The 16,277-nt window shown below is 63.1% G+C and carries 12 protein-coding genes and 3 tRNA genes; 9 read left to right on the forward strand and 6 right to left on the reverse strand.

Going from position 1 to position 16,277, the window contains the following annotated elements:
• Positions 1-34: 34 nt before the first annotated feature.
• Both PQ627_RS07345 and bcp read right to left on the reverse strand, forming a co-directional pair.
• Positions 35-116, reverse strand: a tRNA-Leu gene (locus PQ627_RS07345).
• A 53-nt stretch (positions 117-169) separates the two neighbouring features.
• Positions 170-643 carry a thioredoxin-dependent thiol peroxidase gene (gene bcp / locus PQ627_RS07350; protein WP_274259599.1) on the reverse strand — a complete coding sequence of 158 codons (474 nt, stop codon included), beginning with the start codon at positions 641-643 and terminating at the stop codon, positions 170-172.
• 85 nt (positions 644-728) lie between these two features.
• On the opposite strand from bcp, the gene PQ627_RS07355 reads away from it, so the two are divergent.
• The gene (locus PQ627_RS07355; protein ID WP_274259601.1) at positions 729-1,196 is read left to right on the forward strand and encodes a MarR family winged helix-turn-helix transcriptional regulator; all 468 of its coding nucleotides are present in this window, start codon (positions 729-731) and stop codon (positions 1,194-1,196) included.
• Positions 1,197-1,291: 95 nt separating this feature from the next.
• Here the strand turns inward: PQ627_RS07355 and PQ627_RS07360 are convergent.
• The 4 genes from PQ627_RS07360 to PQ627_RS07375 all read right to left on the reverse strand — a co-directional run bounded on the left by PQ627_RS07360 (position 1,292) and on the right by PQ627_RS07375 (position 3,847).
• Positions 1,292-1,367: transfer RNA gene (locus PQ627_RS07360), tRNA-Lys, on the reverse strand.
• A 173-nt stretch (positions 1,368-1,540) separates the two neighbouring features.
• Positions 1,541-1,616: transfer RNA gene (locus PQ627_RS07365), tRNA-Lys, on the reverse strand.
• 117 nt (positions 1,617-1,733) lie between these two features.
• Complete coding sequence (locus tag PQ627_RS07370; protein WP_274259603.1) at positions 1,734-2,885, reverse strand: PQQ-dependent sugar dehydrogenase; 1,152 nt, start codon at positions 2,883-2,885, stop codon at positions 1,734-1,736.
• 38 nt (positions 2,886-2,923) lie between these two features.
• Entirely contained in the window at positions 2,924-3,847 is a 924-nt protein-coding gene (locus tag PQ627_RS07375) for a sunset domain-containing protein (RefSeq protein WP_274259605.1), read from the reverse strand.
• Positions 3,848-4,022: 175 nt separating this feature from the next.
• Between PQ627_RS07375 and PQ627_RS07380 the strand changes: the two genes are divergently transcribed.
• The 8 genes from PQ627_RS07380 to PQ627_RS07415 all read left to right on the forward strand — a co-directional run bounded on the left by PQ627_RS07380 (position 4,023) and on the right by PQ627_RS07415 (position 16,266).
• Positions 4,023-4,955, forward strand: a complete 933-nt coding sequence (locus PQ627_RS07380; protein WP_274259606.1) for a LysR family transcriptional regulator — start codon at positions 4,023-4,025, stop codon at positions 4,953-4,955.
• A 106-nt stretch (positions 4,956-5,061) separates the two neighbouring features.
• Complete coding sequence (ilvD, locus tag PQ627_RS07385; RefSeq protein ID WP_144659936.1) at positions 5,062-6,780, forward strand: dihydroxy-acid dehydratase; 1,719 nt, start codon at positions 5,062-5,064, stop codon at positions 6,778-6,780.
• A gap of 287 nt (positions 6,781-7,067) precedes the next feature.
• Positions 7,068-8,972: an acetolactate synthase large subunit gene (locus PQ627_RS07390; RefSeq protein WP_144659937.1), complete on the forward strand. Its 1,905-nt coding sequence runs from the start codon at positions 7,068-7,070 to the stop codon at positions 8,970-8,972.
• 2 nt (positions 8,973-8,974) lie between these two features.
• Positions 8,975-9,487 (forward strand): acetolactate synthase small subunit, encoded by a 513-nt coding sequence (ilvN, locus tag PQ627_RS07395; protein ID WP_021470923.1) that lies wholly within the window; start codon positions 8,975-8,977, stop codon positions 9,485-9,487.
• A gap of 80 nt (positions 9,488-9,567) precedes the next feature.
• A complete protein-coding gene (gene ilvC / locus PQ627_RS07400) occupies positions 9,568-10,593 on the forward strand; it encodes a ketol-acid reductoisomerase (protein WP_144659938.1) in 1,026 nt (341 codons plus the stop codon).
• 309 nt (positions 10,594-10,902) lie between these two features.
• Positions 10,903-12,498 carry a phosphoglycerate dehydrogenase gene (serA, locus tag PQ627_RS07405; RefSeq protein ID WP_144659939.1) on the forward strand — a complete coding sequence of 532 codons (1,596 nt, stop codon included), beginning with the start codon at positions 10,903-10,905 and terminating at the stop codon, positions 12,496-12,498.
• 205 nt (positions 12,499-12,703) lie between these two features.
• On the forward strand, positions 12,704-15,514 hold the full coding sequence (locus PQ627_RS07410; protein ID WP_144659940.1) for an FtsX-like permease family protein: 2,811 nt from the start codon (positions 12,704-12,706) through the stop codon (positions 15,512-15,514).
• Positions 15,511-16,266 (forward strand): ABC transporter ATP-binding protein, encoded by a 756-nt coding sequence (locus PQ627_RS07415; protein WP_274259616.1) that lies wholly within the window; start codon positions 15,511-15,513, stop codon positions 16,264-16,266. Before PQ627_RS07410 ends, PQ627_RS07415 begins: the two co-directional genes overlap by 4 nt.
• The last annotated feature ends 11 nt before the right edge of the window (positions 16,267-16,277 follow it).

Below are 16,277 nucleotides of genomic sequence, written 5' to 3' on the forward strand. Positions count from 1 at the left end.
TTCCCTATGGCTCAAAGCCACGATTTTCATGCTGTGCGCAAGGGGGGACTTGAACCCCCACGCCCGAAGGCACAGGAACCTAAATCCTGCGTGTCTGCCAATTTCACCACTCGCGCTGGCTGGCAGCGGCTTATGCAGCCGGTGCCATATACGGCCTCAAGTGTACCCGCTACTTGTCCAGCTTGAGGTCCCGGCGCAGCTTGGCCACATGGCCGGTGGCGCGGACGTTGTACTGGGCCAAGGACACTTTTCCGTCAGGGTCGACCACAACGGTGGAACGGATAAGTCCCTGGTAGGTCCGGCCGTAGTTCTTCTTTTCCCCCCATGCACCGTAGACATCGGCCACGGCGTGTTCCTGGTCGGACAACAACGGGAAGGTGAGTTCTTCCTCCGAGGCGAACTTGGCCAGGGCATCGACAGGATCGGGGGAGATGCCTACTACTTCATAGCCGGCCGCCTGCAAGGATGCCAGAGTGTCGCGGAAGTCGCAGGCTTCCTTCGTGCATCCAGGCGTTGAGGCCGCCGGGTAGAAATAGACGATGGTTTTACGGCCTCGGAAGTCGGACAAGCTGACGCTTTTGCCCGTGGCATCCTGCAGGGTGAAGTCCGGTGCGGCGTCGCCCGGGATAAGTCGTTCAGCCAAAATATGCTCCTTGGTTTCGGTCGCGGTTTCCCATTTTAGACCGCAGAAGCCGCGTCTTCGGCCCTTGCGCGCATATACTGTCGGCATGCCAGATATGGAGAGATGGCCCACTACCCGATTGCTTTCGACAGCTGCGCGCCTGGTGGAAATCTCGTGGAACGAAAAATTGAAGTCCATCGGCCTTACCCACGCCGGTGTCATTGCCATGCAAGTTCTTGCAGCCAAGGGCGCAATTACCCAGGCGGCTTTGGCCGAGGTTGCACGGGTTAAGGCCCAGACCATGGGAACCACCCTTGCACGGCTTGAGCTGCACGGGCATGTCACACGCCAGCGTAGCGACTCCGATCGCAGGAGCCACGTCGTTACCTTGACGGAAGCAGGCAGTGCGGCCCTTGCAGAAGCTGTGAAGCTTGAGCAGGAAGTGTTGTCGCCCGTTGCCGTGGACACCGCCAGGTTGCGGGAGGAGCTCAGGATTGTTGTTCGCGGGCTTGCAGGCTTGCCGGCCCCGGAGCAGGAATCCTCCGGCGTCGAAACCGACATCCCGCAAGCATGATGTAGAAAGCACCCCGGCCGGCTTCCCGCGCGGAATTCCTGCCGGGCAAAAGCAAAGGCTCCGGATCGTGGTGAACGATCCGGAGCCTTTTTCAGTGGTGCACCCCCCGGGACTCGAACCCGGAACCCATTGATTAAGAGTCAATTGCTCTGCCAGTTGAGCTAGAGGTGCAGCTATTGTTGGGCGCCTTCCAGGGAATTCGCATTCCTTGTTGACCTCCGCAACGACAAATAACTCTACACCACAATTCGCTGCTTCAAAACCAAGCCCAATGGGCTGCCAGGGATTGCATTCCTTGGGGAAAACAAAAGGCCTTGGAGCGAAATCACTCCAAGGCCTTTCAGTGGTGCACCCCCCGGGACTCGAACCCGGAACCCATTGATTAAGAGTCAATTGCTCTGCCAGTTGAGCTAGAGGTGCAGCTGTTGATTTCGATCAACCGTGGGGCTTTTCTTTCCCCGGCGATCTCCGCAACGACATGTAACTCTACACGACTTGGCCCGAAGTGTGAAATCGGCCCGGCGTGGCGGTCCAGGCTCAGGACCTGACCCGCAAAATCAGCGCAAAGTCAGGGTTTTGATTGTTGCTGAGCACCCATAGATCTCCATTCGGGGCACGGGCCACGTCCCGCAGGCGACCGTATTCGCCTGTGAAATAGGCCACAGGGGTACCAGCGGTTTCGCCTTGCAAGGGGACCGACCAGAGGCGCTGCCCGCGCAGGGCGCCCGTATAGGCCACGCCGTCCACGATTTCCAGTCCGCTCGGGGAGGACTGGGACGTCGATGGCCAAACGACTTTCGCATCGATGAGGCCGTCCCTGCCGGGCGCCCCTGTCACCTGGGGCCATCCATAGTTGCCTCCCGGCGTGATCAGGTTCAGCTCATCATCAACATCCGGTCCAAATTCACTCGCCCAGAGCCTGCCCGCGCTGTCCCATGCCAGTCCTTGGACGTTCCGGTGGCCGTAGCTGTACACGGGGTTGTTCCCGAAGGGGTTGCCGGGCGCCGGCTTTCCTTCCGGGGTGAGGCGGAGGATCTTGCCGCCAAGGGCTCCCTTGTCCTGCGGTTGCTCTCGCCGCTGGGAGTCCCCGGTGCCGACATAGAGCATTCCGTCCGGCCCGAAACGGATGCGTCCGCCATTGTGGGTGGATGCCTTCGGGATGCCTTGGAAGATCACCTCCGGTGCACCGAGGCCGAGCACTCCTGACGCGCCTTCGGTGACCTGCATCCTTGCAACCCGGTTGTCATTTGCCGCCGTGAAGTAGGCATAAAGTTGCCGGTCAACGGCGAAAGACGGTGACAATGCCAGGCCCAGCAAGCCACCTTCCCCGCCGGGAACGACGCCGGACACCTTGCCGAGTGGGGCTGCCTTGCTGTCCCTGATCGCCACGACGTTCGCCGAGTCGCGCTCCGATACCAAGGCAGTGCCGTCCGGCAGGAACACAACGGACCATGGCAGCTGCAGGCCGGCGTCGAGCTTTCCGATAAGTTCAAGCGACCCCGGAGATGCCTGCGACGCCTGGCCGCTTCCGGGACCGACGGTCCCGGAAGCGGTCGGGTTCGGGGTGGCAGCGGTGCCGGGGGAGGACGTGCTTCCAGTGCACCCGGACAGTGTCATGGTCACGGCTACCGCGAGGGCGGCCACTTGTCCTGCTGCCCGGTGTCCGCCCGGGAGCGACTGCTTACCCATGACTTTGCTCCTGCGGCTGGCCTGGGGTGTGAACCGGTTCAGTGCCTGCTTCGCCGCGGCGGCCGGAAACCGGCTGCCTCAGCGTGTGCCGCCGAGATGAACCATACGTCCGCTTCGACGTCGTCGTAATCCGTGGCGTCCTCATCGTGGTACGTCATGGTGGCCGCAGTCGCCTTGACGGGGTGGTCCTCGCGGGGGGTGCTGGAGGATCCTGTTCCGTAGGGTTCTTCGGCTGCGAGGTGTCCGGTCAATGCCGCAGGGTCAGCGGAGGGGTCCGGGTCCTCCGCTGCGGCCGTCTCGGCGCCGGGCAAGGTGGGGGAGTGCGGATCGGTGTATTCGTGGTGGTGGACTGGAGCGCCTGCGGAGTCCGTCCACGAGGATTCCCATTCGGCCTTGTCGGCCGCCTTGTTTGCCTGTGCGGTGTCGGCCGCCCTGGTGTCCTCAGCCCGCGTGACGTCATCCGCGGTAGGAGCGGCCTGCCAGTCGTCCACATCGCCGGCATCAACGTCGCCGGCGTCGGCGGAGTGCAGTTTCGCCTCCGTATCCACCACCGGTTCGGCGACCACTGGTTCCTCGACAACGGGGGCCGCAACAACGGGTTCCTCGACCGTCAGCCCAGGGGTTGGCGACGCCCCGGAACGCCCGGCTGGTTCATCGGCAGGCGCCGGCTCAACGTCAGATACGTCTGCAGGGGGCTCAGCAGCAGCGGCTTCCTCGCGGGCAGGTTCATCTCCGGTGGGTCCGCTGCCCTCAGCGGCCGCTTTGCCCAGGTTTGTTACTCCGGCCAGCCCTGCTACCCCTGCGGTCACCGCGCCCGGATCCGGTACCGTCCCGGTATTGGTGGGCTCCATTGCCGCGGGAGCTTGGTTTGCCGTGGAATTCGGGGCTTTGTTGCGGCTCATGAGCCACCAAACAATCGCTACGACCAAAACAATGACAATGACCCAAATTAACCAATCCATGGCGGATGCCCTTCTGCTCACAGGGGTGCAGTACGTGGTATTTCCGACGTTACGTGCCTGCTAATGGGCTGTCCAGCGTTTGGGCGGCTGGTCCCGAAATTTATCAGTCTGCTTAGTAAGGGCTGGGCGGAAATTACTTTGGAGGGAATTCCGTCCAGTCACCTACTCTGGCTCCATGGACTTCAAAAGGCTGCAGATTCTGCGCGAGTTGGCGGACCGCCAAAGTGTGGGTGCCACAGCAGATGCCATGAATGTCACTGCTTCCGCCGTTTCGCAGCAGTTGAAGATCCTTCAGGCGGAATTGGGGGTGAGCCTGGTGGAAAAAGTCGGCAGGGGAGTGCAACTTACCGAAGCCGGGCAGGCCATGGCGGCCGCCGCGGCGGAAATCGCCACGGCCATGGCGCGCGCGGAGTCCACAGTGGACCGTTATCGACAGGGCTGGCAAACCCATGTTTCGGCAGCCTTCTTCCCCAGTGCCGCCGAGATGCTGCTGCCGGGAATGCTGCGTCGCGTTGCCGCTGTCCGGGGACTGGGCTTCGATGCCCATTTCGAGGATCCGGGCACAGCACACTTCGCTCCCTTGGTGGCCGACTACGACATTGTGCTGGCGCACAGTGTGGACGGGCCCGGGGTCTTCGCCACGAGCGGACTCGCTGTGGTTCCACTGTTGGAGGAAGCCCTCGATGTCGCAATGCCTGCCGGACATCCCTTGGCAGCCAAAGAACGGTTGACTCCGGAAGACGTGGTGGGCCATCCGTGGATCGGCGTTCCGGAGGGGTTCCCCTTCGACGCGGTTCTCCGGCAAATAGAGGTCCACGCGGGACGGCAGGCCTCGCGGGGCCAACGGTACCCGGACCTGAGGGTACTTGAAGCGCTGGTGGTGGCTGGTCACGGAATCTGCCTTTTGCCCCGCTATACGGCGCGGGCCAATGCCCGCAGGGGGCTTGTCCTTCGGCCTTTGACAGGCGTGAAGGCGAGCAGGAGCATCGTTGCCCTGGCACGGCAGGAGGTCGCTGCCCGGTCCACCATTGCCGGAGTCCTCGACATGCTCCAGGCCGAAGCTGCCGGGATTGCCAGGGAGTTGGATGACGCGCCCGCCCGGAAGTGAGCCCGCAGGGCGAAACTCCCACTGCCTCCCGCAATATTCGGCTGATGCTGCTTAACCCGGCGGGGAACAGGGCCTGGGGACGCGTGGTGCACATAGACTTTGGACCATGACCGACACCAGCACTGCTTCAGAGAACGCGCCGGACATCAAACCCCGTAGCCGGGCCGTCACCGATGGCATCCACGCCGCTCCTGCACGCGGCATGTTCAGGGCCGTCGGCATGGGCGATGACGACTTTGCCAAACCCCAAATCGGCGTGGCGAGTTCGTGGAATGAAATCACCCCCTGCAACCTCTCCCTCAACCGTCTTGCGCAGGGCGCCAAGGAAGGCGTTCACGCAGGCGGCGGCTTCCCGATGCAGTTCGGCACCATCTCCGTGTCCGACGGAATCTCCATGGGCCACGAGGGCATGCACTTCTCGCTCGTCTCCCGCGAAGTCATTGCCGACTCCGTGGAAACCGTCATGCAGGCAGAACGCATTGACGGCTCCGTGCTGTTGGCCGGCTGTGACAAGTCCCTTCCGGGGATGCTCATGGCCGCTGCCCGCCTGGACCTCGCTTCGGTTTTTCTCTACGCCGGATCGATCATGCCCGGTTGGGTCAAGCTTGAGGACGGCTCCGAAAAGGAAGTCACCCTCATTGACGCTTTTGAAGCAGTCGGAGCCTGTGCAGCGGGCAAAATGAGCATGGAGGACCTCACCCGCATCGAAAAGGCCATCTGTCCGGGTGAAGGTGCCTGCGGCGGCATGTACACCGCCAACACCATGGCCTGCATCGGAGAGGCCCTTGGCATGTCCCTTCCCGGGTCTGCCGCGCCGCCGTCGGCAGACCGCCGTCGTGATGATTTCGCACGCAAGTCCGGCGAAGCGGTGGTGAACCTGCTGCGCCTTGGCATCACCGCCCGCGACATCATGACCAAGAAGGCCTTCGAGAATGCCATTGCGGTCACCATGGCCTTCGGTGGCTCCACCAACGCAGTGCTCCATCTTCTGGCCATCGCCCGAGAGGCGAACGTGGAACTGACGCTGGATGACTTCAACCGGATCGGCGACAGGATCCCGCACCTGGGCGACCTCAAGCCTTTCGGCCGCTACGTCATGACCGACGTCGACAAGATCGGTGGCGTGCCGGTCATCATGAAGGCACTGCTCGACGCCGGGCTGCTGCATGGCGACTGCCTCACCGTGACGGGCAAGACCCTCGCCGAGAACCTCGCCTCGATCAACCCGCCGGACCTGGACGGCAAGATCCTGCGCGCGCTCGACAACCCCATCCACAAGACCGGAGGCATCACCATCCTTCACGGTTCACTGGCACCTGAGGGTGCCGTGGTGAAGACCGCCGGCTTCGACGCCGACGTCTTTGAGGGAACTGCACGTGTGTTTGAGCGCGAGCAGGGTGCGTTGGATGCCTTGGACAAGGGCGAAATCCACAAGGGTGATGTCGTCGTGATCCGCTACGAGGGTCCCAAGGGCGGGCCGGGAATGCGCGAAATGCTTGCCATCACCGGCGCCATCAAGGGCGCCGGCCTCGGGAAGGACGTCCTGCTCCTGACTGACGGCCGCTTCTCCGGAGGCACCACCGGTTTGTGCATCGGCCACGTTGCGCCCGAAGCGGTCGACGGCGGTCCCATCGCCTTTGTGAAGGACGGCGACCGCATCCGCGTCGACATCGCTGCCCGCTCGTTCGACCTCCTGGTGGACGAAGCCGAACTCGAGTCCCGGAAAGAGGGCTGGCAGCCGCTGCCGGCAAAGTTCACCAAGGGCGTCCTGGCCAAGTACGCAAAGCTCGTCCACAGCGCCTCCACGGGGGCCTACTGCGGATGATGTCCTGCCAGTGACTCCGCTCCACCCGAGGGGCGGAGTCCGGCAGGCGGACATCGCTGTCCAAATAGTGAGATACGATGGTGCTCAATTGACACGTATCTCACTTTGAGGGAACACTGAACGCATGATCACATTCGTTACCGTCGGCGTCGTCGTCCTTACCAAGCGCGTGGCTTAGCCCGACTGGTAACGAACCGTCACGCGCAAACCCCTCGAAGAGCCGGAAGGCTGAGGGGTTTTTTTATTTGCAAGACCCACCATTTGTAGATCCACTAAGGAAGAGTCCGATGAGCAAAGGATCGCCGATCAGCCCCTCGCTGATGGCTGCAAAGTCCGCTGGAGCCCACAAAGCTCCGGAAAAGGTCGACCGTACGGCTGAGGCCGTCGTCGTCGACGCTGCTGCACCTCTCTCTCCTGTACTTGGGCCGAACAACGTTGTACCCCCAACGGTGATGACCGGCTCGCAAGCAATTGTCCGTTCGCTCGAAGAACTCGGCGTGGACGATATTTTCGGTTTGCCCGGTGGCGCGATCCTGCCCACCTACGACCCCTTGATGGCCTCCAGCATGAATCACATCCTGGTCCGTCACGAACAGGGAGCCGGCCACGCCGCGCAAGGCTACGCCATGGTTACCGGACGGGTTGGCGTTTGCATCGCCACCTCGGGCCCCGGTGCCACCAACCTCGTTACCGCCATCATGGATGCCCACATGGACTCCGTGCCGATGGTGGCCATCACCGGCCAGGTATCCAGTGGAGTCATCGGCACCGATGCCTTCCAGGAAGCCGACATCGTGGGCATCACCATGCCCATCACCAAGCACTCGTTCCTGGTGACCGACCCCAACGACATCCCGCATGTCATGGCCGAGGCCTTCCACCTGGCCTCCACCGGCCGGCCCGGTCCCGTCCTGGTGGACATCGCCAAGGACGCACAGGTGGGCCAGATGACATTCTCCTGGCCTCCGAAAGTGGACCTGCCTGGATACCGACCCGTGGTCCGCGGCCACAACAAGCAGGTACGTGAGGCTGCCAAGCTGATCGCTGCGGCCAGCAAGCCTGTCCTGTACGTCGGTGGCGGCGTGGTCAAGGGCCACGCCTCCGCGGAGCTCATGGAGCTCGCTCTGGCTACCGGCGCTCCCGTGGTCACCACGCTCATGGCCCGCGGTGCGTTCCCCGACTCCCACCCCCAGCACGTTGGCATGCCCGGCATGCACGGGTCGGTTTCGGCCGTTACGGCACTTCAGCAGGCTGATCTGCTGATCACCCTCGGCGCCCGGTTCGATGACCGCGTCACAGGTGTCCTGAAGACTTTCGCTCCCTTTGCGAAGGTCATCCACGCTGACATCGACCCCGCCGAAATCTCAAAGAACCGGACGGCGGATGTCCCGATCGTAGGCTCGGTCAAGGAAATCATCCCGGAACTCACCGAGGCAGTGAAGACCCAGTTCGAGCTGAGCGGTGCACCGGACCTCGACTCCTGGTGGGCGTTCCTCGGCAACCTGCGCGAGACCTACCCGCTGGGTTGGACCGAGCCGGAAGACGGCCTGAGCGCGCCGCAGCGCGTGATCAAGCGCATCGGTGAGCTGACCGGACCTGAAGGCATCTACGTTGCGGGCGTGGGCCAGCACCAGATGTGGGCTGCCCAGTTCATCAAGTACGAGCGTCCGCACGCCTGGTTGAACTCGGGTGGAGCAGGCACCATGGGCTATTCCGTACCTGCCGCCATGGGCGCCAAGGTCGGCGAACCGGACCGCGTGGTCTGGGCCATCGATGGTGACGGCTGCTTCCAGATGACCAACCAGGAACTGGCCACCTGCGCCATCAACAACATCCCCATCAAGGTAGCCATCATCAACAACTCTTCGCTGGGCATGGTCCGCCAATGGCAGACCCTGTTCTACGAAGGCCGCTACTCCAACACGGACCTGAACACCGGCCATGACACCATCCGGATTCCGGACTTTGTCAAGCTGGCAGATGCCTACGGCTGCGCCGCACTGCGCTGCGAGCGTGACGAGGACATCGACGCGACCATCCAGAAGGCCCTTGAGATCAACGACCGCCCCGTGGTCATCGACTTCGTGGTGAGCCCCAACTCGATGGTCTGGCCGATGGTGCCCGCAGGCGTCAGCAATGACCAGATCCAGGTTGCCCGCAACATGACCCCGGAATGGGAAGAAGAGGACTAGGCATGACCCGTCACACACTGTCCGTTCTGGTAGAAGACAAGCCCGGCGTACTGACCCGCGTGGCCAGCCTCTTCGCCCGGCGTGCGTTCAACATCAACTCCCTCGCTGTGGGACCCACCGAGGTTCCCGGCATGTCCCGCATGACAGTGGTCGTCGACGCCGACGGCGACTTGATCGAGCAGGTCACCAAGCAGCTCAACAAGTTGGTCAACGTGATCAAGATTGTTGAACTGACTTCTGAATCTTCCGTACAACGCGACCACATCCTGGTCAAGGTACGTGCGGATGCCGCGACACGTCTGCAGGTTACCCAGGCTGCAGACCTGTTCCGTGCCGCCGTCGTCGACGTGTCCACAGACTCGTTGGTGATCGAGGCAACCGGTACCCCCGAGAAGCTCGCCGCACTCCTGTCAGTGCTCGAGCCATTCGGCATCCGTGAAATCGTGCAGTCCGGCACCTTGGCCGTTGGACGGGGATCCCGCTCCATGAGTGACAGGGCGCTTCGCTCCGCGTGAGCAATGCCTACGCGGGCAGTGCCCAGTACCGCAGCACCACAATCAATATCTAAGAAATCCACTCAAGAGGAGTTACGCAAGTGACTGAAATGTTCTACGACGACGACGCAGACCTGTCGATCATCCAGGGCCGCAAGGTAGCCATCGTTGGCTACGGTTCCCAGGGCCACGCCCACGCGCTCAACCTGCGCGATTCCGGCGTCGAGGTTGTCATCGCGCTCAAGGACGGCTCAAAGTCGGCCGCAAAGGCCGAAGACGCAGGCTTCACGGTCAAGAACGTTGCCGACGCTGCCGAATGGGCAGACGTCATCATGATCCTGGCACCGGACCAGCACCAGCGCTCGATCTACAACGACTCCATCAAGGACAAGCTGACCGAGGGCAAGGCCCTTGCCTTCGCACACGGCTTCAACATCCGCTTCGGTTACATCGAGGCTCCGGCCGGTGTCGACGTCATCCTGATCGCTCCGAAGGCACCGGGACACACCGTGCGCCGCGAATTCGAAGCCGGCCGTGGCATTCCGGACATCATCGCCGTCGAGCAGGACGCTTCCGGTTCCGCTTGGGACCTGGCCAAGTCCTACGCCAAGGCCATCGGCGGCACCCGCGCCGGCGTCATCAAGACCACCTTCACCGAAGAGACCGAAACGGACCTCTTCGGCGAGCAGTCCGTCCTCTGCGGCGGTGTCTCCCAGCTTGTCCAGTACGGCTTCGAGACCCTGACCGAGGCCGGCTACCAGCCGCAGATCGCCTACTTCGAGGTTCTTCACGAGCTCAAGCTCATCGTTGACCTCATGTGGGAGGGCGGCATCGCCAAGCAGCGCTGGAGCGTTTCCGACACCGCTGAGTACGGCGACTACGTCTCCGGCCCCCGCGTCATCACCCCCGAGGTGAAGGAAAACATGAAGGCTGTCCTCGCGGACATCCAGAACGGTGCTTTCGCCAAGCGCTTCATTGATGACCAGGACAACGGCGCAACCGAGTTCAAGGAACTCCGTGCCAAGGCCGAGAAGCACCCGATCGAAGAAGTTGGCCGCGAACTGCGCTCCCTCTTCTCCTGGCAGCAGCAGGACGCCGACTACGTCGAAGGCTCCGCAGCCCGCTGATTAACCACTGCCCGCTGATTAACCACTGTCCAGCAGTGATGCAGCAGCACTAAGCAACGACGCCCGCCCGGCAGGTTACAGCCGGGCGGGCTTCGCTGTTTCCCGACGCATTCCTCCACCGAATTGCCGGCACGCTGCTGCTGTGAACTTCTTCACATCCCCTCCGGTCCGGGCGTAACATCGCCCCCCGGCTGGCGGAAACACCGCCCGGATTCGATATTCTGGGCTGGTCCCGGCGCCGTGCCCCGGGCCACGCATCCGCTCCTTGTCCAGTTCTGTCCCACGTTCTCCAAAGTAAGGTGCCACCCCGTGTCAGCCAGCAAACCCGTAGTCCTCCTCGCTGAGGAACTTTCGCCCGCAACAGTCGAGGCACTGGGCCCGGATTTCGAAATCCGCCAGACCGACGGCGCCGACCGTTCCCAGCTGCTGTCTGCCATCGCCGACGTCGACGCCATCCTGGTCCGCTCCGCCACCCAGGTTGACGCCGAAGCCATCGCCGCGGCCAAGAACCTCAAGGTCATCGCCCGTGCAGGCGTCGGCCTGGACAACGTGGACATCAAGTCCGCCACGCAGGCCGGTGTCATGGTGGTCAACGCACCGACCTCCAACATCGTCTCGGCCGCTGAGCTCACCGTGGGACACATCCTCAGCCTCGCCCGCCACATCCCGCAGGCCAGCTCGGCGTTGAAGAACGGCGAATGGAAGCGATCCAAGTACACCGGCATCGAGCTCTTCGAAAAGAAGATCGGCATCATTGGCCTGGGCCGCATTGGCGCTTTGGTGGCGGCACGCCTGCAGGGCTTCGAAACTGAAATCCTGGCCTACGATCCCTACATCACCTCGGCCCGGGCAGCGCAGCTTGGCGTCAAGCTGGTCACGCTCGATGAACTCCTGGAGAACTCCGACTTCATCACCATCCACATGCCCAAGACCCCGGAGACGGTTGGCATGCTTGGGGCTGACGCCTTCCGCAAGATGAAGGAATCCGCCTACGTCATCAACGTCGCCCGTGGCGGCCTCGTGGACGAAGAAGCACTCTACGTTGCCCTGAAGGAAGGCCAGATTGCCGGCGCAGGCGTGGATGTCTTCGTCAAGGAGCCCAGCACCGACCTGCCGTTCTTCGAACTGGACAACGTCGTCGTCACCCCGCACCTGGGCGCCTCCACGGATGAAGCCCAGGAAAAGGCCGGCGTGTCCGTGGCAAAGTCCGTCCGCCTGGCGCTGGCCGGCGAACTGGTGCCGGATGCCGTGAACGTAGCCGGCGGCGTCATAGCCCCCGACGTCCGTCCGGGCATCCCGCTGATCGAAAAGCTGGGCCGGATCTTCACTGCGCTCACCCATGCATCGCTGACGCAGATCGACGTCGAAGTTGCCGGTGAGATCTCCGCTTTGGACGTCAAGGTGCTGGAGTTGGCAGCCCTGAAGGGTGTGTTCGCCGACGTCGTCACCGAGCAGGTTTCCTACGTGAACGCGCCCGTCATCGCCGAGCAGCGCGGCATCAACACCCGGCTTATCACCACTCCCGACGCCGAGGACTACCGGAACGTCCTGACCATCCGTGGTGCTCTCAGTGACGGTTCGCAGATCTCCGTGGCCGGTACCCTCACCGGTCCCAAGCAGGTGGAGAAGCTGGTGGGCGTCAATGGCTACGACGTCGAAATTCCGATCAGCGAGCACCTGGTCGTGGTGGCTTACTCGGACCGCCCCGGCGTGATCGGCACCATCGGCCACATCCTCGGCATGAACAACATCAACATTGGTGGCATGCAGGTTGCCCGCCAAACCGAGGGCGGCCAGGTGTTGGCGCTCCTGACCATCGACAGCTCTGTTCCGCAGCAGGTACTGGAGGCCATCAAGGCCGGTATCGGTGCCGACATGGTCCGCGAAGTGGACCTGGAAGACTGATCCACATCAGCTGAAGATCGCGTGCCGGCGACACACCCATGGCACGCAGAAGTGGCCGGTCTGCTTACAATGGCTGGGTCCGGGATTCGGACCCGGCAGCAGGCCGGCCACTACTTTCAGCACATTCAGCCCGGTATTCCGCTGTGTTTTTTCAGGAATCCCGGACAACGTGTGCGCGCCCGCTATCAAGGTCCCAGGGAGCCCAATGAACGCCGTCCAAAGGTTCATCAGAAGCCGTGTGCTGCTGCTGACCGCGGCCATTTTGATCGTCGCCATGTGCTTGTCCGTCCTCGTCCAGAGCCAGTCGCAGGCTGCTCTGAACAGGACAGTGGACGAGAACTCGCGGGGACTCTACGACATCCTGGTCCAGGCGAAGCCGGACCAGTCACAAAATGGCGACGGCGGTGCATTGATCCAGCCGGAAATCGCCAACGGCCAGGGTGGGATCAGCTTTGACCAGCTGGAGAAGATCCGCGGAATGGGCCAGACTGCCGTCGCAGCACCCATCAGCCTGGTCTCGCGGGTATCGCAGAACCTTGAAGCTCCGCGATTGAACGCGATGGACTACCTGGGCTACAACGCAGGCCTCGCCGGCGCTGTCACCGCCGGCGACCCGTCCGCCATGGACTCCAGCAAATGGCCGGCAGCGGAGTCGGTGTTCTCGGATTCACCCAAGAAGTACCGCTTGACTGCATCAGCCACCAGCTCCGACGGAGTCAAGGAGCAGACGCTCTTCAAGACCAGCGCCGAAGGCACCCTGGGCAAGGGACGCCTCGTGCAGGAGCAGGCAGCCGGTGGCAGCAACGTCCGGATTGCCGGTCCGGATGGCGAAACCGGCATCAAGTTCCCGGCTCCCGCCCTGGGCTCCGAGCACAACCTCTTCAATCTCTCCGTGGCGCTTCCCATGGCGCCTGAGGTGACCGAGTCCGTCGTCGCCGTCGATCCCGCCGCCGAAAGGGCGCTGCTGGGTTCTGCGGGAGACTTCCTTGCGCCGTTGGAGAAGGCTCCGCCGGCGGACGCCCGCGACGCCGGTGCGATCGGCCGCCATTTCGAAAGCCTCTTCACCACGGGCCTGAGCATGCAGCAACTGGAAGAGGGCCCTGATTTCCTTGGCGTGAAGCTCAAGTATTGGGCACCGCTGATGACGCAGTACCAGCAAGCCAAGCGCGACGGCCTGCTGACCGCTGATTCGAAAGCCATTCCCTTGATTGTCCGCACGGGCACGTCCTTGGACCTGAAGTACTCGGTGAAAATCGAGGAACTCGATTCCAACGGCAAGGTCGTCAAGGACGTGGGAACCGTCACCCGTTCCCTGGACAAGGACTACCTGCCCTTCGTCTCCAAGTCTCCGTTCGCCCTTGAATGGCCCGGCTCCACTGACCACAGCCAACTCCTGGGCAGCACCGCTGCTTTCGGCCAGGGCTTGTACAACCCGGCAACCTGGAGCACGACGTTCGCGGCGGCGCCGCAGTACAAGGACGGCGATGAGGCTGCCAACGGCGCTTCCGACAAGAGCGCGACGCCGGGGGACTGGGTTACCGTCAACCGCTTGCCTGAGAAGTCCTCTTTCGGTGCCGCTGTGGACCAGACGCAGCGCAAGCCCGTGGACGAGCGTTCGTACCGGGAAGACCTCGAGACGGGTAAAAAGCCTGCCGCGCCTTTGCCCATGGTTTACGGCACCTTCGATCCTTCCGCAGTCCAGGCCGCTGCCGGTGACGTCAACAAGTTGCCGTTGGGCGGTTATGATCCCACGCCCATGACGCTGACCAAGGATGCCGAAGGCAAGGATGTCGCCAGCGCGGAGCTCAAGCCTTCGCTCAGTGCAACGGGCCTCGTCAGCCAGTCTGCCGGTGCCATTACCGACTACTACGGCCTTGCAGCGGCGCGTGGCTACGACTCCAACGCCAATGTCATCGACGCCGTTCGGGTCCGCGCGAACGCCGCCGGCAACTGGAAGACGGCACAGCCCGAGGTCGAGAAGCTGGCATCCCAGATCCGCGACCTCGGCTTGGAAGCTACGGTCGTGGCAGGTTCGGCGCGTGAAGACGCCAACATCTTCGTTCCCGGCTACAGCAAGGACGACGCCGGCAAGGAGTCTGCTCTGGGCACGGTCCAGCAGTCCTGGGTCCGGCAGAACGCGGCCGACGCTGTGTCCGGCTCTCTGACCGGAACCAACATCACCTTGCTCTTCCTGACACTGCTCGGCGCCACCCTCCTGACCGGAGCGTCCACCGTCAGTTACATCCGCCAGCGCAGGAGCGAGGCAGGAATCCTCCGGGCCATGGGCTGGACGCAAAAGCGCATCCGCTCCTGGGTTTTGGAAGAGTTCGCCGTTGGTGCTGCCGCCCTGGCCGCAGCGGGCGTCATCTTGAGCTTGCTGAGCTGGAACATCGCCACCGTCATCGTCTCGGTGACCATGCTGCTCATCTACAGTGCCGCTGCCCTGCTCGCAGCCCAGCAGCTTCGGCACCGTGTGGTGATCGACCAGGAGCCGCAGCACGACGAGCGGCTGGTAACGGTGGACTCGCCCCTGACGTTCGCCAACAGGCAGCTGACTACCAACCGGTTCAACTCCATTTCCCTTGCTGTGGCAGTCGGCGTTTTCGGCGCTGCAGTCGGTGCCCTGATCGCCTTGCTGATCGACATCCCCCGGGCGGCAGGTGCCAGCGCCCTCAGTGGCCTGGCCGCAGCCAGCATCGCCCTGCCGAGCGTGACCCTTGCTGTCTTCGGCGTCGTAGTCGGCCTCCTGCTGACCCTGGTCACCGGAAGGTTCGAGCTCCACGCCAAGCGCGAGTACCTGGGTACGCTGCGGGCCATGGGCTGGAACCCGGACATGCTGGGCCAGGTCCGGTTCTTCGAAAACGCACTTGTCGGCACAGTGGCACTTCCCTTGGGTGTCCTCGGTGCCCTGGGGCTCGGTTTGCTCCTTGCCCCCTACGCAGCGCTGTGGGCCGGGCTCGCCGGCCTGCTGGCCGTAATTTGCTGGATTCCCATTGCAACGAAAGTAGTCAAATGACTGACAACCTCAACCCCGAGCTGAAGGCCACCCCGGAGACAACGGAAGATTCGCTGCAGACCCGCGCCAACACGATCGTCAGGGCTGCCGACCACGCAACCCCCCTGGAACTGAGCCGGGTCACCATCCACTACGGCGGCGACAAGGGCGGCGCGGAGGAAGTCGACGTCGTCGATGACTTCAACCTCACCCTGCACGCAGGCGAGATGCACTGTGTCGCCGGCCGAAGCGGCTCTGGCAAGACCAGTATCCTGACGGTCAGCGCGGGACTGACGCTGCCGACGTCGGGCAAGGTCTTCTGGGAGGGCCAGCCCCTGGACGGCATGGGCGACGACGAAATCGCCGACCGCCGCCGGGCACTGATCGGCTACGTGGACCAGGGCGGCGCCTTGATCGATGGCATGAGCGCCCTGGAGAACGTGCTGCTTCCCGCTGTCCCGGATGGCGAAGTTGAACAGCGCACCGAAATGGCAAAGGACCTCCTTGACCTGGTGGGCCTCGGGCGCCGTATGCGCCACCGCCCGGCCCAGCTCTCCGGCGGTGAGCGCCAGCGTGTGGCGATCGCGCGTGCCTTGATCCTCGGCACACGCGTGCTGGTGGTCGACGAACCCACGGCAAGCCTTGACCGGGCTGCAGCGAACCGCATCATCGGCATCCTCAAGGACACCACCAGCGATGGCATCGCTGTACTCGTCGCGTCACACGACCACGAGCTGGTCCGCCTCAGCGATACGCTGACGGAACTTAACTAAGCTATTTCATT

The organism is Paenarthrobacter sp. AB444 (genome assembly GCF_028736865.1).
Classification (GTDB): domain Bacteria; phylum Actinomycetota; class Actinomycetes; order Actinomycetales; family Micrococcaceae; genus Arthrobacter; species Arthrobacter nicotinovorans_B.

Coding starts and splice junctions, on each gene's coding strand:
- PQ627_RS07370 (WP_274259603.1), bottom strand. CDS start 2,885: ATGGGTAAGCAGTCGCTCCCGGGCGGACACCGGGCAGCAGGACAAGTG.
- PQ627_RS07380 (WP_274259606.1), top strand. CDS start 4,023: ATGGACTTCAAAAGGCTGCAGATTCTGCGCGAGTTGGCGGACCGCCAA.
- PQ627_RS07410 (WP_144659940.1), top strand. CDS start 12,704: ATGAACGCCGTCCAAAGGTTCATCAGAAGCCGTGTGCTGCTGCTGACC.
- ilvD (WP_144659936.1), top strand. CDS start 5,062: ATGACCGACACCAGCACTGCTTCAGAGAACGCGCCGGACATCAAACCC.
- PQ627_RS07415 (WP_274259616.1), top strand. CDS start 15,511: ATGACTGACAACCTCAACCCCGAGCTGAAGGCCACCCCGGAGACAACG.
- PQ627_RS07390 (WP_144659937.1), top strand. CDS start 7,068: ATGAGCAAAGGATCGCCGATCAGCCCCTCGCTGATGGCTGCAAAGTCC.
- PQ627_RS07355 (WP_274259601.1), top strand. CDS start 729: ATGCCAGATATGGAGAGATGGCCCACTACCCGATTGCTTTCGACAGCT.
- PQ627_RS07375 (WP_274259605.1), bottom strand. CDS start 3,847: ATGGATTGGTTAATTTGGGTCATTGTCATTGTTTTGGTCGTAGCGATT.
- ilvN (WP_021470923.1), top strand. CDS start 8,975: ATGACCCGTCACACACTGTCCGTTCTGGTAGAAGACAAGCCCGGCGTA.